This window comes from Allorhizobium pseudoryzae (assembly GCF_011046245.1).
Classification (GTDB): domain Bacteria; phylum Pseudomonadota; class Alphaproteobacteria; order Rhizobiales; family Rhizobiaceae; genus Neorhizobium; species Neorhizobium pseudoryzae.
The window spans coordinates 1,836,856-1,858,375 of the sequence record NZ_CP049241.1 but is presented as its reverse complement, the minus strand read 5'-3'; the positions used below and the strand labels follow the sequence as shown (position 1 = coordinate 1,858,375).

Sequence of the window (21,520 nt, the reverse complement as noted above, 5' to 3'; positions counted from 1 at the left end):
GAATATCGTCTGCACGATGCCGAAAGCGGGAACTTCCATCTTGAACGCAAAATAGGCTTGTGCTTAGATGGCTTAAAATTTGTTCATACTCTGCAGGAACCGCCAAAAAGAGTGGTCCGCCGGGTGTATGCCGAGGAGCTAATTTCAGAGATTCGCTGCCGAACTGGGAGGAAACAGTGAGGGTGGCGATATGGTGTGGCGACCATGGCCGTGCTGGCCGAAACGCAAAAAACGTCTCTTAAGGGGAAAAGCATGAGAAAGTTCAAAATCCTGCTGGCGGGCACCGTTGCCGCTTTGGCGATGTCGGGTGCAGCGCACGCTCAGCGTGGTACTGACGGCGATCTGAAGATCCTGTTCTGGCAGGCCGTTTCCACCCTCAATCCGTATCTGTCCGGCGGCACCAAGGAGGTCTACAGCTCCTCCATGGTCATCGAACCGCTGGCGCGTTACGATGAAACGGGTGCACTCGTGCCGTGGCTCGTGACCGAGATCCCGACCGTCGACAATGGCGGCGTCGCCAAGGACATGAAGAGCATCACCTGGAAGCTGAAGCCGGGCGTCAAGTGGTCCGACGGCTCCGACTTCACCGCGGACGACGTCGTCTTCACCTGGCAGTATTGCACCGCTCCCGATGGCGGCTGCGCCCAGAAGGCCCAGTTCGAAGGCATCACCAATGTCGAAGCTGTCGACAAGCAGACGGTGAAGGTGTCCTTCAGCGAGCCGAAATATTATCCGTACGGTGCTTTCGTCGGCGCACAGCAGCCGATCCTTCAGAAAGCACAGTTCAAGGACTGCGTCGGCGCCAAGGCACCGGGCTGCACCTCGGCCAACTTCGGCCCGATCGGCACCGGCCCGTTCGTTGTGAAGGAATTCAAGCCGAACGACGTCATCACCTTCACCGCAAACCCGAACTTCCGTGAGGCCGACAAGCCGGCCTTCGCCAGCGCCACCCTGAAGGGCGGCGGCGACGCAGCCTCTGCCGCTCGCGCCGTCCTGGAAACCGGCGAATATGACTATGGCTGGAACATGCAGGTCGAGCCGGAAGTGCTCGAAACCATGCTGAAGGCCGGCAAGGGTGTGCTCGTCAACTCGTTCGGCACCCAGGTCGAGCGTATCAACGTCAACTGGACCAACCCAGATACGAAGCTTGGCGACAAGCGCTCAACGGTTGAAGGCGGCAAGCATCCGGCTCTCTCTGATCCGGCGGTGCGCAAGGCGCTGTCCATGGCCATCGATCGCGACATCATCGACGAGGCCGGCTACGGGGAAGCAGGCAAGCCGACCTGCAACATCGTACCGGCTCCCGATGTCTACATCTCCACCACCAACGACTGGTGCCTGAAGCAGGATATCGAAGGCGCCAACAAGCTGCTCGACGAAGCCGGCTGGAAGAAGGGCAGTGACGGCATCCGCGCCAAGGATGGCGTGAAGCTCTCCTTCCTCTACCAGACCTCGACCAACTCCGTCCGCCAGGGCACGCAGGCCCTCGTCAAGGATTGGTGGCAGCAGATCGGCGTTGCATCCGAACTGCGCAACGTCTCGGCATCGGTCTTCTTCGGCGGTGACCCGGCAAGCCCGGATACCTTCCAGAAGTTCTATGCCGACCTCGAAATGTACACCAACAACTTCGACGGCACGGACCCGGAAAAGTACCTGGCAGAGTGGCTGTGCGACAAGATCCCGTCTCCGGCAAACGGTTGGCAGGGCCAGAACATTCCGCGTTACTGCAACCCGGAATACGACAAGATCGTCGCCGAACTGTCGAAGACAGCCGATCTCAAGAAGCGCGCTGAGCTTGCCATCAAGGCCAACGACATGCTGACCGCCGAGGGCGCACACATTCCGCTCATCCACCGCGGCCAGATCTCCTCGCATTCCGTCACGCTGAACGGCGTGAAGATGAATGCCTGGGATTCCGAACTGTGGAATGTCGCGGACTGGTCTCGCAAGAAGTAAGTCCTGAACGCCGGTCCCGCACCTTGCCGTGCGGGACCGGCATTTGCTTCTCGGCGACCGTCCGGAGACCCCTTGATGTTTACCTATACGATCCGGCGACTGATGTTCGCCGTACCGACGCTGCTTGTGATAAGTTTCGTCATTTTCGCGCTGCTCGACCTGGCACCGAACGATCCGCTTGGCGACCTGCCGCTGACCATCCCGCCGGAAGTGCGTGAGCAGATTCGCGCCGCCATGGGCCTCGACCAGCCCTTCATGATCCGCTACCTGCTGTGGCTGAAGCAATTCTTCGTCAACGAACCGCTCAACATTATCGAGCAGCTTTTCGGCATCACCATCGGCGATGGCGAACGTATGCGCGTCCTGTCCTGGGCCACCCGCAGCCCTGTCGTTGATCTGATCGTGCAGCGCCTGCCACAGACGCTGTGGGTCGTCGGCATGGCCTATGTCTTCGGCATCCTGATTGCCATTCCCGTGGGCGTGATCTCGGCCTATCGCCAGTACTCGATCTTCGACCAGATCGGCACCTTCGTGACCATGGTGGGCTATTCGGTTCCGACCTTCTTCACCGGCGTGGTGCTGATTGTCATCTTCTCCTCCTACCTGCAGTGGTTTCCCTCGATCTACGATACCAACCTCGTGGTGAACGACTGGTCGAGTTTCGTGGCGCAGGTCAAGCAGATGGTGCTGCCGGTCACTGTTCTGGCACTCTACAACGCCTCGCAGATCGCCCGCTTCGTGCGCGCGTCGATGCTGGATAACTTGAGCCAGGACTATGTCCGCACCGCGCGCGCCAAGGGCGTGAAGGAAAAGGTCGTCCTGCTCGTGCATGTGCTGCGCAACAGCCTGATCCCGGTCGTCACCGTGATTGCACTCGGCGTGCCGACGATCTTCTCCGGCGCCATCATCACCGAGCAGATCTTCCGGGTGAACGGTCTCGGCCAGTTGCTGATCACCGCCGTCCAGGGCGCAGACATTCCGCTCGTCCAGACGCTCACCTTCATCTTCGCGGTGCTGATCGTGCTTTTCAACCTGATTGCCGACGTTCTCTACGGCATCCTGGACCCGAGGATCCGTTATGACTGATGCAACCATGACCGCTCAAGCGATCAAGAAGGCGGATGCGGAAACGCCGATGATGCTGTTCTGGCGAAAATTCCGCCGGCACAAGGGCGGCGTGGCTGGCCTAGCCATCTTCATCGCCATCCTGCTCATCGTCTTCGTCGGGCCGTTCATCCATACGATCGACCCGAACAAGATCGATATCCGCGCCAAGAACCAGGGACCGTCCTGGGTGCATCCCTTCGGCACCGACAATCTCGGTCACGACATGCTGGCGCAGGTCATGGCCGGCGGGCAGATCTCGCTTGCCGTCGGCATGACGGCCATGCTGCTCTCCTTGTTCCTCGGCACCCTGGTGGGTGTCCTTTCGGGGTATTTCCGCCGGCTCGACGGCCCGCTGATGCGTCTGACGGACCTTTTCCTGGCACTGCCGCTGCTGCCGCTCCTGCTGGTGATCATCATGCTGTTCCGCGATACGTTGCGGGCGGCCTTCGGTCCGGAAACCGGGATCTTCATCCTGATCGTTTTCGTCATCGGCGTGACGAGCTGGATGCACACCGCCCGCATCGTGCGGGGTGACGTGCTGGCCGTCAAAAGCCAGGAGTTCATCACGGCGGCGCAGAGCAGCGGCATGCGGGAATACCGCATCGTGCTAAGGCACATCCTGCCGAACGTGCTGTCTTCGATCATGGTCTCGGCGACGCTCGGCATTGCCTCGGCCATCATCACGGAATCGGCGCTCAGCTTTCTCGGACTGGGCTTCCCTTCGGACTTCCCGACCTGGGGACGCCTGCTCTTCGACGGGGCGAACTTCCTGCAGATCACGCCGTCGCGCGTGCTTTGGCCGGGCCTTGCCATCTCGCTCACCGTTCTCAGCGTCAACTATGTCGGCGATGCGGTTCGCGATGCGCTCGACCCGAGAAGCATGACGCGCTGAACGACCGCCTCCTGTTCCCGCGGCAAGCCTGCGGGAACGCCCCACCATGGGTGGCGTCAAAAATCTCTCTCAGAAAAATCGAACTTTTTTCCGAACCTGCGGAACCAAAGTCTCTGCCGCTCGTTCTTAGCATATCTGGAAGCGCCCCCGTCCCCCGCCCTTCAAAGCTTCCAGATAACTCTTCATCCCCCTCGAAGAGACCAACGGTCTCGATTTCTTCGGAAATCGAGACCGTTTTTTCGTGCCTCGTTGCATGCCACCCGACGAAACCGCTCTCAGACATCTCGCACGGATCCAGCACGAAGGACGCCAGCGCCTCGCTCCGCGCCAGAAGGCGACGTCGTATCCTCGTCCTGCCGAAGGATCTTATTCGGAGATGTGATCGATGGGGAATACCAGGCTATAGCTGATGCGTTCGGACGAGATCTGGTAGCGCCCCTTGCCATTGACCGAAGCCGGCACGACCCTTTCCAGAACCGTGCTGCCAAAATTGGCCTTCAAGGTTTCTTCCGTCTGCCCGGTCTCGTGCCGGCCATTGGTTCTCGGCAACCCCTCCTCCCAGCGCACCTCGAGCGAATCCTGCCCGTTCACCTGCAGTCTGTGACAGCTCACGCTGATCGCGCGGCCGTTCTTGACGAGAGAGCCGTGACTGACCGCATTGACGATCAACTCATGCATGGCAAGCCCGAGATGCAGGGACGCATTCGGCGTCAACAGCACGTTATCGCCGCTGACCCGCACCAGATGCGGATTTTCCGGAAGATATTTTTCCGTCTGTTGTCGCACGAGATCGTAGAAATAGGCGCCGCGCCAACTGGAGTCCGTGATCAGATCCTGCGATTGCGACAGCGAATACAAGCGGCCGCGAAACTTGTTGAGGAACATGTCCAAGGTTACGGAATAACGCGCCGTCTGCAGCGCAATGCTCTGGATGATGGCGAGCAGGTTCTTGGAGCGATGGCTGACTTCCCGCAGAAGAGCGCGCAGAAGACGCTCCCGGTGGCGCTCTTCCGAACGATCGACGATGGTGGTGACGAGGTAAAGCCCCTGCCCTTCGATCTCGAGCGTCTGGATGCGGAACTCATAGACCTCTTCCGAACCGACGCTGAATTCCACATGGCCCTTCTGGCCCGTCTGGGTCAGGCTATTTTTCAGGACAGCCAGTCGTTCGGCGATCTCCCCGCCGAAAAGCGTAAGATCATCCGGCTGGTCGGACAGACCACCGGCCCAGATCACGGGGAGATTGGTGACAAACAGATAGTTCCGGTCAAAATCCTGGATGATGACGCTTGCACCGAGATCAACGAGAGCTGGCATGAAAAAATCACGCAACTTGTCGTCACCCTCACCAGCCTGTTGCCATGTCAGCTGATGCGACAAGAAATACACTCCGCCTTCCGATGACCGATTTGTGTACGCTGCCGACGCGCAGACGGCCCCGCTGTCACCGTTATAGGGCAGCGAGCCGTGTTAACAACCCGGCAACACACATTTTGATGCTAACGCCTTGCGCAGACTGCGGCTCCATGGGGAGGGACGGCGGCACAAAGCCTCCGCTGACCACACCCACATGCCTGACCATCAGCCGGTCGCCTCACGCTTCTCAAGGCCTCCAACGATGAGCCGTCGAGGATGTTCCCAAAGAAGGGAGGCGAGGATGCGGCGATTGTTACGCCGCAGCCTTCACCGCCTCGTTGAAGAACAGGGCCTGGCTGATCAGGGCCTTGACCATGTCCGGATTGAACGGCTTGGTGACCAGGAAGGCCGGCTCCGGACGTTCGCCGGTGAGCAGGCGCTCCGGGAAGGCCGTGATGAAGATCACCGGCACGCTGGAGGTCTTCAAGATTTCGTTGACGGCATCAATGCCCGAGCTGCCGTCGGCGAGCTGGATATCGGCCAGGACCATCTTCGGGCCCGAGCTGTTGAACAGGCTCACGGCCTCCTTGTGGGTGCGGGCAATGCCGGTCACTCGATGGCCGAGATCCTGCACCATCTGCTCGATGTCGAGCGCAATCAGCGGCTCGTCCTCGATGATCATGATGTCGGTCGCGACCTGGCGGGAAATTTCACGCGAGGCTTCGTCCAGTAGGCGGGTGACCTCGCCCATATCGACGTCGAGGATCTCCGCCGTTTCTTCCAGCGTAAATCCTTCGACGGAAATCAGGAGGAAGGCATGCCGGGCCTGAGACGGCAGGTTGGCCAGGTTGGCCACCGCGCGCTGTTCCCAGGCAAACGGGGATTCGATCGGACGGATTTCGATATCGGTGGAACCGAAGATCGCAACAAACAGTTTGTAGAGCGAAACGCGGTCCTTGGACGTTTCCGGAAAGATGGAGACATCGGCAATCAACGCTTCCAAGACCGCAGCAACATATGCGTCTCCCGAGGTCTGCGAGCCGGTAACCGCGCGAGCGTATCGACGCAGATACGGAAGGTGGGACGCAACGCGTGTGGTAAGTGACATTCAGAATCTCCCCTGATGCCCTGAGGGCAATGAACGTGGTATCAACAATAACGAAGAAAAAAAGTTCCGCCCACCGGGAACTTTTTTTGATCCCGAGCATTTCTCCGATCAAGAGCGTATGGGCAGCCCGCGTGATGAGTGACGACGAAACCAGAAAAAAAGACAAGATGAACACAACACAATCGAACACAGTCCGGCCGGGCAACTCGCTCCCGAACGCGTCGATCTCGCGCAAGCTGCGCGAATTCTATGACGCGGTTCAGGAGGAGGCGATCCCGGATCGCTTTCTTGAGCTTCTGGAGCGTCTCGAGGAAGCCGAGAAGCAGGCCAAGTCGGTGAATGCGAAATGACAACATCCGAAGACGACGTCAATCGCGCTTTCAAGCGTGACCTTTTGGCATCCTTGCCGAACCTGCGCGCCTTCGCCGTTTCGCTCACCGGTCGCCACGACAAGGCGGATGATCTGGTGCAGGACACGATCATGAAGGCCTGGGCGAACCAGAAAAGCTTCACGCACGGCACCAACATGCGTGCCTGGCTCTTCACCATTTTGCGCAACGAATTCTACAGCCAGATGCGCAAGCGTGGCCGGGAAGTTCAGGACAGCGACGGCCTATTCAGCGAACGTTTCTCCGTTCATCCGGAGCAATACGGCCGTCTCGACCTGCAGGATTTCCGCAAGGCGCTCGACTCGCTTCCGGACGACCAGCGCGAAGCCATCATTCTGGTCGGTGCTGCCGGATTTGCTTATGAAGAAGCCGCAACGATCTGCGGATGTGCTGTCGGAACGATCAAAAGCCGCGTCTCGCGCGCCCGCACCCGTCTGCAGGAAATGCTGGGCGTTGCCGGTGAAAGCGATTACGGCCCTGATCCGGGTGATGCCGCCATCACGGCCCGCGCCTTCGGTAGCTAGTCCTTTTCCCTAATCCTGACATTGCGAACCAAGGTCACAAGCAGTTCGTCATCGAACGGCTTGGAGATCACGGCTGCGCCCTCAAATCCCGGGACGCCAGCCAGATGGCCGCGATTGACGGAAGAAAAGATGATGGCCCCACCCGATTCATGATGCCGCCGGAGCGAAGGCCCGGCGGCACCGGCAGCCAGCGATGCATCCGCAAGAATGAGGTCAAACGATCTTTGGCTGAGGACGTCGGAGGCATCCCGCGGCGTCGCAATTTCGACCGCGCTGCCCGTCGCTTCCGCCAGAACCTGTTCAGCCTCCAGCGCGACAAGATATTCGACATCGACGATGAGGATCTGCAACAGTTCGTCCCGCGTTGAAAGGTCTGACAAGGCGTAGACCAGCTTGACGAAGACCGGTCATTTAAAAAAGACATAACATCGGCCTAAACGTAAGAAGGACAGTCGAGGGTCGCATTGACAATGGTAGCTTCCAAACCACTGATCCCGCCCAGAGTTCCCTGCGAATTCTGCCCGCTGCGGCGGCGAGAGAAATTCCGCGATTTCACGGATCATCAACTCGCCTTTGTCAGCAGCTTCAAATTCGGCGAATTGGCCGTCGATCCAGGCGCCACGATCATCTCCGAAGGCGAAGAGCATCCTCAGCTCTATACCGCGCTCGCTGGCTGGAGCTTCCGATACAAGATTCTGGAAGACGGACGCCGTCAGATCCTCAATTATATCCTGCCCGGCGATCTCGTCGGCCTACAGGGAAACCTGATGCGGGAGATGCAGCATTCGGTCGAAGCGCTCACGCGCGTGACGCTCTGTATCTTCGAACGGGAAAAACTGGTGACGCTGTTTCAGAACCACCCGTCGCTTGCCTACGATCTGACCTGGATCGCCTCCCGCGAGGAATCCATGCTGGACGAACACCTCCTCAGCATCGGGCGCCGTACGGCGCTGGAGCGGGCGGCCTACCTCCTCTCCTTCCTGGATTACCGCGCCTATTCGACCGGGGTCTTTAGCGAGGAGGGACCGGCGATCCTGCCGCTGACCCAGCAGCACGTGGCCGACACGCTCGGCCTGTCGCTGGTGCACACCAACAAGACATTGCGCAAGCTTGCCGACATGGGGGCTGTGCGCTGGCTGGATCGTGGATCCGAAGTGCTCAATCGCGAGCGCCTGCAATCCATCGCCGGCTGGCGACCGCTCAACGAAGAACAGCGCCCCTTCATCTGAAAGAGCGCTGCGAAAAATAACAAGCAAATCCGGCTGAGCTTATTCGGCGATGATGGCGCGCAGCATCCACAAGGCCTTTTCGTGGAAGGTCAGGCGGTCGGTGAGCATGTCGGCGGTCACGACGTCGCCTGCCTCATCGGCCTGCCCTGCCGCCTTGCGCATGGTCTTCACGGCCGCTTCATGATCGGCGACCAGATCATTGACCATCGAGACGGCGGTAAACTTGCCCACATCAGCGGCCTTCGGCGCAAAGCCTGCCGCTTCGCCAAGCGAGGCCGGCGCCAGATGACCCAGCGCACGGATACGCTCCGCAATGATATCGGCGGCTTCGAACAGCGCGTTGTAATGCTCTTCGGTCAGCTCGTGCAGCGGCTTGAACAGCGGGCCAACCACGTTCCAATGGTAGACATGGCTCTTGATCGTCAGCCGATAGGTGGCAGCCAGGATCTCGGACAGGCTCTCGGCCATGGTCTCGCGATAGGCCTTGGCAAGGCCGATATTGATGTTCTCATCGTGGGATTTCGGCTTCAGGACAGCAGAAGCTTGTGCCATGGTCGGTTCTCCTTTTGAGATCTTCATTCAGGTCAGGCGTCGGGTGTTCCAGCCCCATCGCCGGACCCACCCATCATGCGCAGGGCAAAGAGCGCGATCCCGCCGGTCACGGCGGCGGCCATCAGTGGGCGCGATTTCATCATCACCGGCAGCAGCGATACGGCCGTGGTCATCAAAAGCGCACGGTTGTTGGCCGCAGCCTCGCGCCGACGGCGTTCGTCCGCCCGGTTCTTCACCGTAACGATGAGCAGCACGATGAGGACGATCAGCAGGGAGATCCCCGCCACAACCCCGAACGCGGCCGCCGCATCCATCCGCGTGCTCAGCCAGACGATCAGCGCTCCAACACCCGCACCGTAGGCCGTGAGGAGAAACAGCGCTGCAATCGCATAAAGAATGGCATTGCGACGCGTCCGCTGGACCATCAGGCTGATATCGACCGAGAGCAGCGATGCCAGCATTGGCAACAGGCGCGCCATGTTAGCGGCGCGACAGGAGCGCGAAGAGGAAGCCGAGACCGGCGGCGATCGCCACCGACTGCAGCGGCTTGGTGCGGATCTGCCGCTCCAGGTCCTTCTCCATCGACATGGCCTGCGCGCGGGCGGCATCCATCATCTGGGCAGAGGCATCCATCGCATCGTTCGAGGCACGGCGTGCCTTCGACTTCAGGTCATCCGCCTTGTTCGAGCCCGCTGCGGCAACAGCCTTGGCGAGCGCCGCGATGTCTTCCCGCAACTGCTGCAACTGGCGCTCGACATCTGCCTGCGAACCGGACCGCGAAAAATCATTCGGCGAATTCATCGACATCACGTTCTCCTTGAGGAACAGGGCCGGTCGAGAGCCGGCCGGGAAGCGCGGGCCGTCCACCCGTCGCTTATTCGCCCGGTCAACGAGGATCGGACGATTTTGTTCCATAGCCTGAGCAACGCGGTCGGACGTTGAGGGAAATCAAGCCAGCGGTGGCTCCGGCCAGTGCGTCACACCGCCCGACATGGTTTCAAACGCCTTCGACAGTTTCAGCACGAACAGATCGGCATAGCGCGGGCCGACGATCTGCAGGCCGATCGGCATGCCGCTTTTCGAGAAGCCGCAATTGATGGACGATGCCGGCTGTTCCGACATGTTCCACGGCACGGTGAAGGCGATATGTTCGAACGGAGCCGCCGGATCGTTGGTCGGAGAGGCCCATTCCGCTGGATAGGAGACGACCGGATTGGTGGGCGAAATCACCGCATCAACGCTGGTGAACAGTTTTCCGCAGGTCTTGCGCATCTCGATCGTCTGGTTGAAACCCCGCACCGCATCGACGCCGGAGACATGTTCGCCGCCCTTTGCCCAGTCGAAAATGTACGGCAGGATCTGGCTCTGGCGCGCCTGGTCCATGCCGGCGATATCGCCCCAGAAGCGCGCGCGCCAGAAGTTGTCGAGACCATCCAGCATTGCCCGCGTAATCACCGGCCCGACGGGCACGATCTCCGCACCGGCCTGCTCGAACAGCCGCGCCGCGGCCACCACCGCGTCCTTCACCTCGTCTTCCGCGGCAAGCCCGGTTCCCGCATCCAGCATCAGGCCGATCTTGAGGCCGGTGAGGTCGAGATCGAGATCCAGCCAGTCAAAACTGTTTGGCGGCAATGAGGTGCCGTCGCGCCAGTCGGGCCGCGACAGCGGTTCCATGGAGAGTGCCGCATCCTCGACGAAGCGGGTCATCGGCCCGGCGCAGCGGCCGACATAATAGGGATCGACCGGGATGCGGCCCTGGCTGGGTTTGAAGCCGAAGATGCCGGTCCAACCGGCGGGAAGCCGCACCGACCCGCCGATATCGGTGCCGATGTGCAAGGGACCGAAACCCGCAGCGGCGGCAGCGGAAGCGCCGGCGCTCGATCCGCCAGGGTTCTGGCTGAGGTCCCACGGGTTGCGGCTCAGCTTGTGAAAGCTGGAGAGGCCGGAGGAGAGCATGCCGTAATCCGGGCAGGTGGTCTTGGCAAAGATCACCGCACCGTCTTCCCGGCAGCGGGCGGCGATCGGCGCATCGTCTGCCGCCGGCACCAGTTCGACCGCCTTTGTCCCCAGCGGCACCGGATCGCCCTTGGTGGCGATCAACTCCTTCAGCGTCAACGGAATGCCGTCGAGAATGCCGAGCATCTCGCCGCTCTGCCAGCGCTCGGTCGAGGCTTTCGCCTGGTCGCGGGCCTTCTCCGGATCATAAAGATAGAGCGCCTGCACATGCGGTTCGAAAGCGGCGATGCGCTCCTCCACCGCCTGCCAGTATTCGAGCGGTGACAGGCTCTTGCGGGCATAGAGGTCCCGGACCTGCCGGATGGTCAGCGTCAGCAATTCATTCATGGCGATGTCTTCGTTCTGGTGAAAAATTCAGGTTTGGTCGCGGGGATCGAGCAGGTCGCGCAGGCCATCGCCCAGCATGTTGAGGCCCATAACGGCGAGCGCGATGGCAAGGCCCGGCAAGAGCGCCAGCCACGGCGCCTGGCCGAGGAAGGTCTGCGCGTCGGACAGCATGCGGCCCCAGGTCGGCGCCCCCAGCGGCATGCCGAGCCCGAGGAAGCTGAGCCCCGCCTCAGTCAGGATCGCGAGACCCAGCTGGATCGTCACCTGCACGATGATCTGGTTGGCGATATTCGGCAGCACATGCACGACGGTGATCTTCGCCCGGTTGCGTCCCATGCCGATGGCAGCCGTCACGTAATCGCGCGTCCAGATCTGCCGGGCGGCCCCGAGCGTCAGCCTGGCAAAGACCGGCACCATGAAAACGGCGATCGCAATGATGGCCGTGAAGCGACCGGAGCCGATGAAGGCCCCGAGCAGCATGGCCGACAGGATGGGCGGCACGGCGAAGATGATATCGCAGACGCGCATGACGATGGTTTCCGTCACGCCCCGGATCGCCGCGACGATGACACCGACGCCGGTACCGAGCGTTGCGCCGATCGCAACCGCGAGAAGCGAGGTGGAGAGCGAATTCCAAGCGCCGACCATCAGCATGGAGGCGACATCGCGGCCGAACTGGTCGGTTCCAAGAAAGCCCTGCGCCAAGGGCGGTTTCAGCTTGTGGACGATCTGCATCTTCGTCGGCGACATGGGCGTCCAGACGAGCGAAACGAGCGCAATGGCAATCAGCGTCAGCGTAATCACAAGGCCGATCGAAAAGGTGGGGCGACGCATGAGGAAAGTCATCAGCGCACTCCCGCCCGAAGCCGGGGATCAATGACGAGATAGGCAAGATCGACGAGGAAATTCATGAGGATCACAAGACCGGAGAAGAACAGCACGACATCCTGCATGACGACGACATCGCGCTGGGAGAGCGCCTGATAGGCAAGCCGACCGACGCCCGGCAGGTTGAAGACGTTTTCCACCAGAACGGCACCGGCAATCAGGAAGGTGAACTGCAGGCCGAGCATGGTGACGACCGGGATCAGCGCATTGGGCACAGCATGCCGCCAGAGAGCGGTCTGCTCGGACAAGCCCTTGGCGCGGGCGGTGCGGACGAAATCCTCGTTCATCACCTCCAGAACGGCAGACCGCGTGACGCGCATCAGCACACCCGCCTGCGGCAAGGCCAGCGCCACCGCCGGCAGGAACAGTGCCTTGAGGCTCTCGACCACGCCCGCATCCCAGCCGGGAAAACCGCCGGCCGGGAGCCAGCCGAGCGTGGTGGAGAAGAGGATGATCAACAGCAGCCCGACCCAGAAGGCAGGAACCGCGATACTGACATGCGAGAACAGGCCGGAAAACACATCCCACGCGCCGTTCTGGTGCCGCGCCGCCTGAACGCCCAGCGGAATGGCGAGCGCGATGGACAGAAAAACCGCCATCAGCGCCAGCGGCACCGTCACCGACAGCCGCTCGGCGATCAGCCCTGCCACCGGCACGCCATAGGTATAGGAGTTGCCGAAATCGCCCTGCAGCACGCCGCCGAGCCAGGCGACGTATCGCACGACGAGTGGCTGATCGAGGCCCATCTCCTTCTGGAGCGCCGCCAGCGTATCGGGGCTCGCGGACGTTCCAAGAATGACCGAGGCAGGATCACCCGGCAGAAGGTCCATGACCGCAAAGATGATGGCGGAGACCAGCAGCAGGGTAACGATGAGACCGGCAAACCGGCGGAAAATAAGCGCAATCATGTCCTGTGCCTTCTGGCTCGCAAGAGCGAAGGATGAAGTGCCGGAAACCGGCATGCAATGTGAATGTGAGGGCGACCGATCACCGATGGGTCGGGACCAGCTACTTTCCCCGAATGGTCACGGCAGAGCGGTGACCCCCCTCTGCCCTGCCGGGCATCTCCCCCACAAGGGGGGAGATTGACTCGTGGCGCGCTCTCCATCCTCCATCAACCCGATGCGGTTGCGGCAGGCGCGACGCAAAAGGAAACCGGCGTGCTGGCCTCTTGCCGATCTCCCCCCTTGTGGGGGAGATGTCCGGCAGGACAGAGGGGGTATCGACCCTTCAGCCAACTTTAACTCGATCCGGCGAACCAGAACTTCACTCCGTCCAGTGCACCTCAGAAAGCACGTTCGACGGGATCGGCTCGTTTTCCCAGAGCCCCATCACCTTCTTGTCCCACACGCCGAGCTTCGGCATGACGAAGAGGTAGAGCGCCGGCACATCCGTCGCGAGGATCGTCTGCGCCTCGCCGTAGAGCTTTTCCTGCTCAGCTGCGTCAGACGTTGCTTCCACCTTCTTCAGGATCTCGTTGAAGGCCGGGTTCTTGTAGGCGAAGTAGTAGGGGTCGCGGGCATAGATATCGATGTCCATCGGCTCGGCATGGGCGACGATGGTCATGTCGAAATTGCCGCCCTTGAAGACGTCCGCCACCCATTTCGCCGGGAATTCGGTGGTCTCGATCGTCATCGTCACGCCGATTTCCGCCAGCATGGCCTGCAGGATCTGCGAGGAACGCTGGGCATAGGCCATCTGCGGCGACTTCATGGTGAAGGAAAAGCCGTTGGGGTAACCGGCTTCGGCGAGCAGCGCCTTCGCCTTTTGCGGATCATAGGGATAGGTGCCCGTGAGGTCGACGTAACCACGATCGTTCGGCGTGTAGTGGCTGCCGATCGGCGTGCCGAAACCGGACCACGCGCCGTCGATGACGGCTTGGCGGTCAATGGCCATCATCAGCGCCTGGCGCACGCGCTTGTCGTCGAACGGCTTCTTGGCATTGTTCATGCCGGCCACGACCTTGAGCTCGGTATTGCCGATGACGGTGGCAAGCCGCGCATCCGTCTTCAGGCTGTCGATCAGTTCCGGCGCACCGAATTCCGGGAAGGCATCGACATCACCGGCCTTCAGCGCCGCGGCCTGCGCCTGCGCATCGGCGATGAAGCGGAAGGTGGCCTTTTCGAGCTTGGCGGCGCCCGCCTTGTTCCAGTAGTCCGGGTTGCGGGCCAGTTCGACGGAGGCACCCTTGGTCCAGTTGACGAACTTGAATGGGCCGGTGCCGATCGGCGTCGTCTTGTTGTCGGCAGCCGATTTCGGCGCGACGATGGAGGAGGACGGCCAGCCGAGCCAGTAGAGCAGGCTGCCCGCCGGCTGCTTCAGCTTCAGCACCAGCGTCGCGGCATCCGGCGTCTCAATCGTGTCGATCGAGGCGAAATAGCGCTTCTGCGGATTGACGGAATCGGCACCGCGCGCCCGGTCGATGGAAAACTTGGCGACGGAGGAGTCGAAAACTTCGCCATTGTGGAAGGTCACGCCCTGGCGCAGCTTGAAGGTATAGGTCAGTCCGTCCGGCGAGATCGTCCAGCTTTCGGCCAGCTGCGGCTGCACCTTGCCATTGCGGTCGATGGTCGTGAGACCTTCGAAAATGTTCTGCCAGGTCACCTGGCCGATGGCGACCGGTGCGGCAATCGTCGGATCAAGTCCGGCCGGCTCCACCGCCATGCCGAGCGTGAGGCCCGTCTTCGGCGCGGCCTCTGCCGGCATCTGGGTGGCAAGCACCAGGCCGGCGGCCATGGCAAGGCCAAACACGGCTCGGCGCGTCAGCGCGGTGGTTGCGGAAAGGAATTGGCTTCCGATGTGTGGTTTTCCCATACGTGGCATTCCCCTTGTTTTCGCGTCACCGGGCGGCGAAACTCCCGAGCGACACGTGGTTATGCGAAGAGAGTGGCACTTCGCAGGCGCACACACAATTACCATTTTTGTGTTCCCTGTGTAGCCGAAATCGCTACACGGAAGTCTTTGGCTTGCGCGGCTTCGGCCGGTCAGCGCCGCGCATGAAGCCCTCGATGAAATCGACAAGCTTGCCGGCGGCAAAGGAGAGTTGCCGGTCCGGCGCCACACAGAGGTCGATCGCCGTTCTGACGCCCTTGCCAGCGGCCACCGGGATTGCCGCCATCAGGCCGGACTGGATCTCGCGCTGCACGGCCAGCGCCGGCAGAAGCGTCACCGCCGCCTGCTGCAGCACCAGTTCCTTCAGCATTTCCAGCGAGCCGGTGATGAAGACCGGATCGAGCTCGACGCCGATCTTGGCGAACTGCTCCTCAAAGGCCTGGCGTGCGCCAAAACTCTTGTCCGGCAGCGCCAGCGGCAGCGCCGCGATCTCCTTCAACGTGATCTCCGGTCGCTCGGCTGCCGGATGGCTGGCCCAGGTGATCACGTCATAGGTGATTTCCGAGCGTAGCCGCACCTTCACGCCTGGCATTTTCGGAGCAAACAGGGTGACCACCAGATCGGCCTCCGCCGCCGCCAGCGCTTCGATCGCCTGGCGGGCGCTGGTAATCATCACCTCGAAACGCAGCTTCGGATAGCGCAGCGAAAACTGCGCAAGGACGGGCGCGAGCAGATTGGCGACCGTTGCGCCATTGGCATAGATCACCACCCGGCCCCGCTGCAGGCCCTGGAGGTCATCGATCAGCTGGTGCACATGTTCCAGCTCGCGAAGGGTGCGCCCAGCGCGCGCCGCCAGAAGCTCACCTGCCGCCGTCAGCTTGATGCCGCGGTTCGAGCGTTCGACCAGCGCCGTGCCGAAATAATGCTCGAGATTCTCGATCTGCCGGCTGACCGCGGTCGGAGCCACGTTGAGGTTTTCGGCGGCCGCGCGCATCGAATTGGTGCGCACGAGTTCGTCGAAATACATGAGGGCGCGAAGCTGCATGAAGGGTCCTGCACGGTGAAACGATGGCTGCCCGAGGCGAAGAGGCCAGATCGTCAGGCCCGGCGAAAACCTTCGCTCGCCACCAGCAGCTGGCGCGTATAATCCTGCGAAAATTCGCGCTTTTCCAGAGCCTCGACGGACACGGTCTCCACCATCTCGCCCTTGCGCATCACGGCCAGCCGGTCGCACATGTGGGAGACGACACCGAGATCGTGGCTCACCATCACGAAGGTCAGCCCGCGATCCTTGCGCGCCTGTTCGAGCAGGTTGAGGATTTCCGCCTGGATCGACGCATCGAGCGCCGAGGTGGGCTCGTCCAGCAGCAGGATTTTTGGCTCGAGGATCAGCGCGCGGGCAATGGCGATGCGTTGGCGCTGGCCACCGGAGAGCTGGTGCGAATAGCGGAACCGGAAGCCGGAGCCCAACCCCACTTCATCAAGCGCGCGGGCAATGCGGGCATCGACATCGGTAAAGCCATGGATCGCCAGCGGCTCCAGCAGCAGCCGGTCCACCGTCTGGCGCGGATGCAGCGAACCATACGGATCCTGGAACACCATTTGGACCGTGCGATAAAAATCCCGGTCGCGCCGGTGGCCTTCATACCGTTTGCCGGAGACGGTCAGCGTGCCGCTTTCGAAGACGTTGAGGCCGGCAACCGCCCGCAGCAGGGTAGATTTGCCGGAACCGGATTCGCCGACGAGACCGAACGATTCGCCCTCGGCAACGCTGAGACTGACGCCATTCAACGCCACGAATTCATCAAACACCACGACCATGTCGCGGATGGAAAGCACCTCGCGCGTCATCTCGCCCACTCCGGCTTGCGCTCCAGCACGGGCAGCGGATGGCGATGGGAACCGATCGTCGGCAGGCAATTCAGCAGTCCTTGCGTATAGGGATGTTGGGCCGCAGAAAGATTGGCTGACGGCAGTTCCTCCACCACACGGCCCGCATACATCACGAGAACGCGGTCGCAGAAGGAGGAGACGAGGCGCAGGTCGTGGCTGATGAAGATCAGGCCCATGCCGCGCTCGGCCACGAGGCGGTCGAGAATGGCGAGCACTTCGAGCTGCACGGTGACATCGAGCGCCGAGGTCGGTTCATCGGCGATCAGCAGTTCCGGCCCGCAGACCAGCATCATGGCGATCATGATGCGCTGGCCCATGCCGCCGGACACTTCATGCGGATAAAGATCGAAGACACGTTCCGGGTCGCGGATCTGCACCGCTTCCAGCATGGAAAGCGCCCGCTGCCGCCCTTCGCCCCAGGATACGCTTTCATGCGTCCTCAAGGTTTCGATGATCTGCCGGCCGATCGGCATCACCGGGTTCAGCGAATATTTCGGGTCCTGCAGGATCATCGCCACCCGCTTGCCGCGCAGACTTCGACGCTTGGCGGCGGAGGCCGAGAGAAGATCGATGCCATCGAAGTTCAGCGTCTTCGCGGTGATCTTCGCGTGGCCGGGCGTCAGCCCCATGATGGCGCGACCCGTCTGCGACTTGCCGGATCCGGATTCGCCAACGATGCCGAGCCGTTCCTTGCCAAGCGTGAAGGAGACCCCGCGCACCGCCTCCACCGTGCCGGTGCGGGTGGGAAACGAAACGCGCAGGTCATCGACTGTCAGAAGCGGGTTCATTGGCCGGCCTCCTTCGGATCAAGCGCATCACGCAGACCGTCGCCCAGCAGGTTGAAGCCAAGGCTGACGATGAGGATGGCAAAACCCGGCATGGCGGCCACCCACCATTGATCGAGAATGAAACGACGCCCGGAGGCGATCATCGCACCCCATTCGGGAAGCGGCGGCTGGGCACCGAGCCCGAGGAAACCAAGGCCGGCAGCCGTCAGGATGATGCCGGCCATATCCAGCGTGACACGCACGATCAGCGAGGAGGTGCAGAGCGGCATCACATGGCGCAGCACGATGCGGAAGGGCGACGCGCCCATCAGCTTCACGGCCGCGATGAATTCCGAGTTGCGGAAGGTGAGCGTCTCGGCGCGTGCGATGCGCGCATAGGGCGGCCAGGAGGTCACGGCGATGGCAAGGATCGCGTTTTCGATGCCGGGGCCAAGGGCTGCCACCAGCGCCAGCGCCAGAACGAGCTTCGGAAAGGCGAGAAAGATATCTGTGATGCGCATCAGGATCGCATCCACCCAGCCGCCGGCATAACCGGAGACAGTGCCGACGATGAGACCGATGGGCGCCGCGATGATCGCCACCAGCACCACCACCATCAGCGTCAGCCGCGAACCGTGGATCAGGCGCGAGAGGATATCGCGGCCCTGATCGTCGGTGCCGAGCCAGTAACCGGCCGTGCCGGGCGGCAGGAGACGGGCATTGCGCAGATCCCCCTGCACCGGATTGTGCGGCGCCAGCACATCGGCAAACAGGGCGACGAACAGCAGCCCCAGGATGATGCAGAGGCCGAGCAGTGCCAGCCGGTTTTCGGAAAACCGCCGCCAGATGACATAGGCACGGCCCAGCCGCGCCTGGCGGCGCGACGTCGGACGGTCGGAGAGCAGCCAGTCCCGGCTGTAGGGCTTCGGATCAGCAAGCGTGCTCATCGGCTGCGGGTCCTCGGATCAAGCGTGCGATAGAGCGCATCGGAAAACAGGTTGATGCCAATGAACACGACACCGATGACGATGGTGCCACCAAGGACGGCATTCATGTCGGCATTCTGCAGCGAATTGGTGATGTAAAGCCCCAGCCCCGGCCAGGCGAAGATTGTTTCCGTCAGGACCGAACCCTCCAGCAGACCGGCATAAGAGAGTGCGATCACCGTCACCAGCGGCACCGCGGCATTGCGCAGCGCATGGAACCAGATGATCCGGGTTTCCGACAGGCCCTTGGCGCGGGCCGCGACGATGTATTCCTGGGACAGCTCGTTCAGCATGAAGGAACGCGTCATGCGGCTGATATAGGCGAGTGAGAAATAACCGAGCAGCGAGGCGGGCAGAATGATGTGGCGGAAGAGATCCCACAGCACATCCCATTGCCGCTGCCAGATCGCATCGATGAGGAAAAATCCGGTCTGCGGCGTGAAGGTGAATTCGTAGACGATATCCATGCGCCCCGGATAGGCGACCCAGTTCAGCCGCGCATAGAAAACGAGCAGCGCCAGAAGGCCAAGCCAGAAGATCGGCACCGAATAGCCGATGAGGCCGATGATGCGCACGATCTGGTCGGCCCAACTGCCGCGCCGGACGGCGGCCAGCACGCCGAGCGGAATGCCGAAAAAGGCGCCAATCACGGTACCAAGTGTCGCAAGTTCGATCGTCGCCGGAAAGACGCGGGCGATATCCGTCATAACCGGATTGGTGGTCAGCACCGAGGTGCCGAAATTGCCGGTCAGCGCATCGCGAAGATAGAGGAAGAACTGTTGCCAGAGCGGCAGGTTCAGCCCGAGTTCCTCGCGCACCCGCTCCACCACATGCGCCGGTGCGCGGTCACCGACAATCGCCAGCGCCGGATCGATGGGAATGACGCGGCCAATGAAGAAGGTGACCGCCATCAACCCTAAAAAGGTGGTGATGACGGTCACGATGAAGCCGAGGGTCGCGCGCAGGCGCTGACGGGCGCGACGTTTGCCGCGCCCTGCCCTCATTTGTGTGTCAAGCGTGCTCACCGGGATGACCTGACCGGATCAATCCTTGGAGATCGTGTAGACGAAGTTGGTGTCGAAGCTCGGGCCGAGCTTCAGACCCTTCAGCTTCTTGGAATAACCGGCCACTTCTGTCTGCTGGAAGATCAGCACGAAGGGACCGCTTTCCAGAACCTTCTTCTGCAGGCTCTTGTAGATCTCGGCGCGCTTGGCGCTGTCCTTCTCAAGAAGCGCCGACTGCGTTTCCTTCGTCAACTCCGGCACATCCCAGGCATTGCGCCAGGCAAGCGTCTTGTTCTTGCCGGCATCCGAGTTGTCGTAGTTGATCGTGAAGGTTTCCGCGTTCGAGTTCGGGTCGAAATAGTCCGAACCCCACTGGCCGATATAGATATCGTGCTGGCGGGCGCGATACTTGGTCAGCGTCTGCTTGCCGTCACCCGGAATGATCTCGAGCTTGATGCCGGCCTGCGCCAGCGTCTGCTGCACGCTTTCGGCAATGCCGGTCACCGGCTGCGTGTTGCGCACGTCCATCGAGACGGTGAAGCCGTCCTTCAGCCCGGCCTTGGCGAGAAGCTCCTTGGCCTTGGCCACGTCCAGCTTGTAGGGGTTTTCATCGAGCGCACCGAGTTGGCCCTTCGGCAGGAAGGTCTGGTGGATCTCTCCGATGCCCTTGATCAGGGTTGCGCCGATCGCATCGTAATCGACCAGATACTTGATGGCCTCCACCACTTCCGGCTTCGCCAGATTGGGGTTCTTCTGGTTGAGGCTGAAGTAATAGACCGTGCCTTTCGGGGCCGAGGTGATTGCCAGACCGTCCTTCTTCGCCACGGCATCCATATCGCCGGGCTCGAGGTTGCGGGCAACGTCGATGTCACCGTTTTCCAGAGCCAGTCGCTGGCCGGAGCTTTCCTTCATGTGGCGGTAGACGACGCGCTTCAGCTTCGGCTTTTCGCCATAATAGTTGGGATTGGCTTCAAGAATTACCGCTTCATTCGCCTTCCAGCCGAGGATCTTGTACGGGCCGGACCCGGCATAACCAGTCTTCAGGAACTCGTTGCCGAAATCGGTATCCCACTTGTATTCGGCGGTCGGCGTCACGGCCTTCGCCTTCTCCATCGTCGCCTTCTTGTCGACGACGGAAGCAACCGTTGCGGTCAAAACGTTCAGCACGAAGCTCGGCGCGTAAGGCTTGTCGATGGTCAGCACGAAAGTGTCCGGAGCCGTCGCCTTGGCCTTTTCCGTCACGTTGTCGCCCTTGAGGCCAAACTGGGTCAGCAGGAAGGCCGGCGACTTGTCGAGCTTGACGGCACGCTCGAAGGAGAAGGCCACATCGTCTGCCGTCACCGGATTGCCGGAGGCGAACTTCAGGCCCTTCTTCAGCTTGAACGTATAGGTGAGGCCATCCTCCGACGTCGTCCAGCTCTCGGCGAGATCGCCGACGACCTTCGACGTGTCGTTGATGTCGATGGAGACCAGCTTGCTGTAGGTGTTTCCGGTCACTTCCGCCGTCGACAGTTCGAAAGCCTCGCCCGGATCGAGCGAGATGATGTCGTCGATGGCAAAACCTTCCACCAGCGTATCGGCGGGCGTCGCGGCAAAGGCGTGCGGTGCCGAAAGCATGACCAATGACAGCGCAGCACTGGTCGTCAGAATCCGGAGGTTGCGATTGAACGCGGTGATCATGGTCATGAGTTCCC

The 21,520-nt window shown here is 61.5% G+C and carries 22 protein-coding genes; 7 read left to right on the top strand and 15 right to left on the bottom strand.

Annotation, left to right across the window (positions count from 1 at the left end):
- Positions 1-252 precede the first annotated feature (252 nt).
- From G6N78_RS08975 to G6N78_RS08965, 3 genes are all read left to right on the top strand, one after another.
- Positions 253-1,956 (top strand): peptide ABC transporter substrate-binding protein, encoded by a 1,704-nt coding sequence (locus G6N78_RS08975; RefSeq protein ID WP_165217580.1) that lies wholly within the window; start codon positions 253-255, stop codon positions 1,954-1,956.
- A gap of 75 nt (positions 1,957-2,031) precedes the next feature.
- Positions 2,032-3,042 (top strand): ABC transporter permease, encoded by a 1,011-nt coding sequence (locus G6N78_RS08970; protein WP_165217578.1) that lies wholly within the window; start codon positions 2,032-2,034, stop codon positions 3,040-3,042.
- Positions 3,035-3,955 carry an ABC transporter permease gene (locus tag G6N78_RS08965; protein WP_165217576.1) on the top strand — a complete coding sequence of 307 codons (921 nt, stop codon included), beginning with the start codon at positions 3,035-3,037 and terminating at the stop codon, positions 3,953-3,955. Before G6N78_RS08970 ends, G6N78_RS08965 begins: the two co-directional genes overlap by 8 nt.
- A 366-nt stretch (positions 3,956-4,321) precedes the next feature.
- Here the strand turns inward: G6N78_RS08965 and G6N78_RS08960 are convergent, their stop codons facing one another.
- A complete protein-coding gene (locus G6N78_RS08960; protein ID WP_165217574.1) occupies positions 4,322-5,272 on the bottom strand; it encodes a sensor histidine kinase in 951 nt (316 codons plus the stop codon).
- 352 nt (positions 5,273-5,624) lie between these two features.
- On the bottom strand, positions 5,625-6,419 hold the full coding sequence (locus tag G6N78_RS08955; RefSeq protein ID WP_165217572.1) for a response regulator: 795 nt from the start codon (positions 6,417-6,419) through the stop codon (positions 5,625-5,627).
- Between the two features lie 86 nt (positions 6,420-6,505).
- On the opposite strand from G6N78_RS08955, the gene G6N78_RS08950 reads away from it, so the two are divergent.
- The 4 genes from G6N78_RS08950 to G6N78_RS08935 all read left to right on the top strand — a co-directional run bounded on the left by G6N78_RS08950 (position 6,506) and on the right by G6N78_RS08935 (position 8,561).
- Complete coding sequence (locus tag G6N78_RS08950) at positions 6,506-6,769, top strand: NepR family anti-sigma factor (RefSeq protein ID WP_370691388.1); 264 nt, start codon at positions 6,506-6,508, stop codon at positions 6,767-6,769.
- Entirely contained in the window at positions 6,766-7,332 is a 567-nt protein-coding gene (locus G6N78_RS08945) for an RNA polymerase sigma factor (protein WP_165217570.1), read from the top strand. The genes G6N78_RS08950 and G6N78_RS08945 overlap by 4 nt, the downstream gene beginning before the upstream one ends.
- Positions 7,333-7,436: 104 nt before the next feature.
- Complete coding sequence (locus G6N78_RS08940; RefSeq protein ID WP_165217568.1) at positions 7,437-7,700, top strand: hypothetical protein; 264 nt, start codon at positions 7,437-7,439, stop codon at positions 7,698-7,700.
- Between the two features lie 102 nt (positions 7,701-7,802).
- Entirely contained in the window at positions 7,803-8,561 is a 759-nt protein-coding gene (locus tag G6N78_RS08935) for a Crp/Fnr family transcriptional regulator (RefSeq protein ID WP_165217566.1), read from the top strand.
- Between the two features lie 39 nt (positions 8,562-8,600).
- Here G6N78_RS08935 and G6N78_RS08930 read toward each other — a convergent pair whose 3' ends face one another.
- The 13 genes from G6N78_RS08930 to G6N78_RS08870 all read right to left on the bottom strand — a co-directional run bounded on the left by G6N78_RS08930 (position 8,601) and on the right by G6N78_RS08870 (position 21,506).
- The gene (locus G6N78_RS08930) at positions 8,601-9,113 is read right to left on the bottom strand and encodes a Dps family protein (RefSeq protein WP_165217563.1); all 513 of its coding nucleotides are present in this window, start codon (positions 9,111-9,113) and stop codon (positions 8,601-8,603) included.
- Between the two features lie 32 nt (positions 9,114-9,145).
- On the bottom strand, positions 9,146-9,592 hold the full coding sequence (locus G6N78_RS08925) for a hypothetical protein (RefSeq protein ID WP_165217561.1): 447 nt from the start codon (positions 9,590-9,592) through the stop codon (positions 9,146-9,148).
- 1 nt (position 9,593) lies between these two features.
- Complete coding sequence (locus tag G6N78_RS08920) at positions 9,594-9,920, bottom strand: ElaB/YgaM/YqjD family protein (RefSeq protein ID WP_165217558.1); 327 nt, start codon at positions 9,918-9,920, stop codon at positions 9,594-9,596.
- A 141-nt stretch (positions 9,921-10,061) separates the two neighbouring features.
- On the bottom strand, positions 10,062-11,456 hold the full coding sequence (locus tag G6N78_RS08915) for an amidase (RefSeq protein WP_165217556.1): 1,395 nt from the start codon (positions 11,454-11,456) through the stop codon (positions 10,062-10,064).
- Positions 11,457-11,483: 27 nt separating this feature from the next.
- Positions 11,484-12,302, bottom strand: a complete 819-nt coding sequence (locus G6N78_RS08910; RefSeq protein WP_165217554.1) for an ABC transporter permease — start codon at positions 12,300-12,302, stop codon at positions 11,484-11,486.
- Positions 12,302-13,252 carry an ABC transporter permease gene (locus tag G6N78_RS08905; RefSeq protein WP_165217552.1) on the bottom strand — a complete coding sequence of 317 codons (951 nt, stop codon included), beginning with the start codon at positions 13,250-13,252 and terminating at the stop codon, positions 12,302-12,304. Before G6N78_RS08905 ends, G6N78_RS08910 begins: the two co-directional genes overlap by 1 nt.
- Positions 13,253-13,610: 358 nt before the next feature.
- Positions 13,611-15,080: an ABC transporter substrate-binding protein gene (locus G6N78_RS08900; protein ID WP_234905947.1), complete on the bottom strand. Its 1,470-nt coding sequence runs from the start codon at positions 15,078-15,080 to the stop codon at positions 13,611-13,613.
- Positions 15,081-15,291: 211 nt separating this feature from the next.
- Positions 15,292-16,221 carry a LysR substrate-binding domain-containing protein gene (locus tag G6N78_RS08895; RefSeq protein WP_165217549.1) on the bottom strand — a complete coding sequence of 310 codons (930 nt, stop codon included), beginning with the start codon at positions 16,219-16,221 and terminating at the stop codon, positions 15,292-15,294.
- Between the two features lie 53 nt (positions 16,222-16,274).
- Positions 16,275-17,027 (bottom strand): ABC transporter ATP-binding protein, encoded by a 753-nt coding sequence (locus G6N78_RS08890; protein ID WP_165217547.1) that lies wholly within the window; start codon positions 17,025-17,027, stop codon positions 16,275-16,277.
- Positions 17,024-17,857, bottom strand: a complete 834-nt coding sequence (locus tag G6N78_RS08885) for an ABC transporter ATP-binding protein (protein ID WP_165217545.1) — start codon at positions 17,855-17,857, stop codon at positions 17,024-17,026. The genes G6N78_RS08890 and G6N78_RS08885 overlap by 4 nt, the downstream gene beginning before the upstream one ends.
- Positions 17,854-18,783: an ABC transporter permease gene (locus G6N78_RS08880; protein WP_165217543.1), complete on the bottom strand. Its 930-nt coding sequence runs from the start codon at positions 18,781-18,783 to the stop codon at positions 17,854-17,856. Before G6N78_RS08880 ends, G6N78_RS08885 begins: the two co-directional genes overlap by 4 nt.
- Positions 18,780-19,826 (bottom strand): ABC transporter permease, encoded by a 1,047-nt coding sequence (locus tag G6N78_RS08875; protein WP_206531642.1) that lies wholly within the window; start codon positions 19,824-19,826, stop codon positions 18,780-18,782. Before G6N78_RS08875 ends, G6N78_RS08880 begins: the two co-directional genes overlap by 4 nt.
- Positions 19,827-19,865: 39 nt before the next feature.
- Positions 19,866-21,506 (bottom strand): ABC transporter substrate-binding protein, encoded by a 1,641-nt coding sequence (locus tag G6N78_RS08870; protein ID WP_165221532.1) that lies wholly within the window; start codon positions 21,504-21,506, stop codon positions 19,866-19,868.
- Positions 21,507-21,520 lie beyond the last annotated feature (14 nt).

Coding starts and splice junctions, on each gene's coding strand:
- G6N78_RS08890 (WP_165217547.1), bottom strand. CDS start 17,027: ATGACGCGCGAGGTGCTTTCCATCCGCGACATGGTCGTGGTGTTTGAT.
- G6N78_RS08930 (WP_165217563.1), bottom strand. CDS start 9,113: ATGGCACAAGCTTCTGCTGTCCTGAAGCCGAAATCCCACGATGAGAAC.
- G6N78_RS08870 (WP_165221532.1), bottom strand. CDS start 21,506: ATGATCACCGCGTTCAATCGCAACCTCCGGATTCTGACGACCAGTGCT.
- G6N78_RS08960 (WP_165217574.1), bottom strand. CDS start 5,272: ATGCCAGCTCTCGTTGATCTCGGTGCAAGCGTCATCATCCAGGATTTT.
- G6N78_RS08895 (WP_165217549.1), bottom strand. CDS start 16,221: ATGCAGCTTCGCGCCCTCATGTATTTCGACGAACTCGTGCGCACCAAT.
- G6N78_RS08970 (WP_165217578.1), top strand. CDS start 2,032: ATGTTTACCTATACGATCCGGCGACTGATGTTCGCCGTACCGACGCTG.
- G6N78_RS08910 (WP_165217554.1), bottom strand. CDS start 12,302: ATGACTTTCCTCATGCGTCGCCCCACCTTTTCGATCGGCCTTGTGATT.
- G6N78_RS08935 (WP_165217566.1), top strand. CDS start 7,803: ATGGTAGCTTCCAAACCACTGATCCCGCCCAGAGTTCCCTGCGAATTC.
- G6N78_RS08900 (WP_234905947.1), bottom strand. CDS start 15,080: ATGGCCGCCGGCCTGGTGCTTGCCACCCAGATGCCGGCAGAGGCCGCG.
- G6N78_RS08945 (WP_165217570.1), top strand. CDS start 6,766: ATGACAACATCCGAAGACGACGTCAATCGCGCTTTCAAGCGTGACCTT.
- G6N78_RS08920 (WP_165217558.1), bottom strand. CDS start 9,920: ATGTCGATGAATTCGCCGAATGATTTTTCGCGGTCCGGTTCGCAGGCA.
- G6N78_RS08875 (WP_206531642.1), bottom strand. CDS start 19,826: ATGAGGGCAGGGCGCGGCAAACGTCGCGCCCGTCAGCGCCTGCGCGCG.
- G6N78_RS08940 (WP_165217568.1), top strand. CDS start 7,437: ATGGCCGCGATTGACGGAAGAAAAGATGATGGCCCCACCCGATTCATG.
- G6N78_RS08915 (WP_165217556.1), bottom strand. CDS start 11,456: ATGAATGAATTGCTGACGCTGACCATCCGGCAGGTCCGGGACCTCTAT.
- G6N78_RS08905 (WP_165217552.1), bottom strand. CDS start 13,252: ATGATTGCGCTTATTTTCCGCCGGTTTGCCGGTCTCATCGTTACCCTG.
- G6N78_RS08955 (WP_165217572.1), bottom strand. CDS start 6,419: ATGTCACTTACCACACGCGTTGCGTCCCACCTTCCGTATCTGCGTCGA.
- G6N78_RS08925 (WP_165217561.1), bottom strand. CDS start 9,592: ATGGCGCGCCTGTTGCCAATGCTGGCATCGCTGCTCTCGGTCGATATC.
- G6N78_RS08880 (WP_165217543.1), bottom strand. CDS start 18,783: ATGAGCACGCTTGCTGATCCGAAGCCCTACAGCCGGGACTGGCTGCTC.
- G6N78_RS08975 (WP_165217580.1), top strand. CDS start 253: ATGAGAAAGTTCAAAATCCTGCTGGCGGGCACCGTTGCCGCTTTGGCG.
- G6N78_RS08885 (WP_165217545.1), bottom strand. CDS start 17,857: ATGAACCCGCTTCTGACAGTCGATGACCTGCGCGTTTCGTTTCCCACC.
- G6N78_RS08965 (WP_165217576.1), top strand. CDS start 3,035: ATGACTGATGCAACCATGACCGCTCAAGCGATCAAGAAGGCGGATGCG.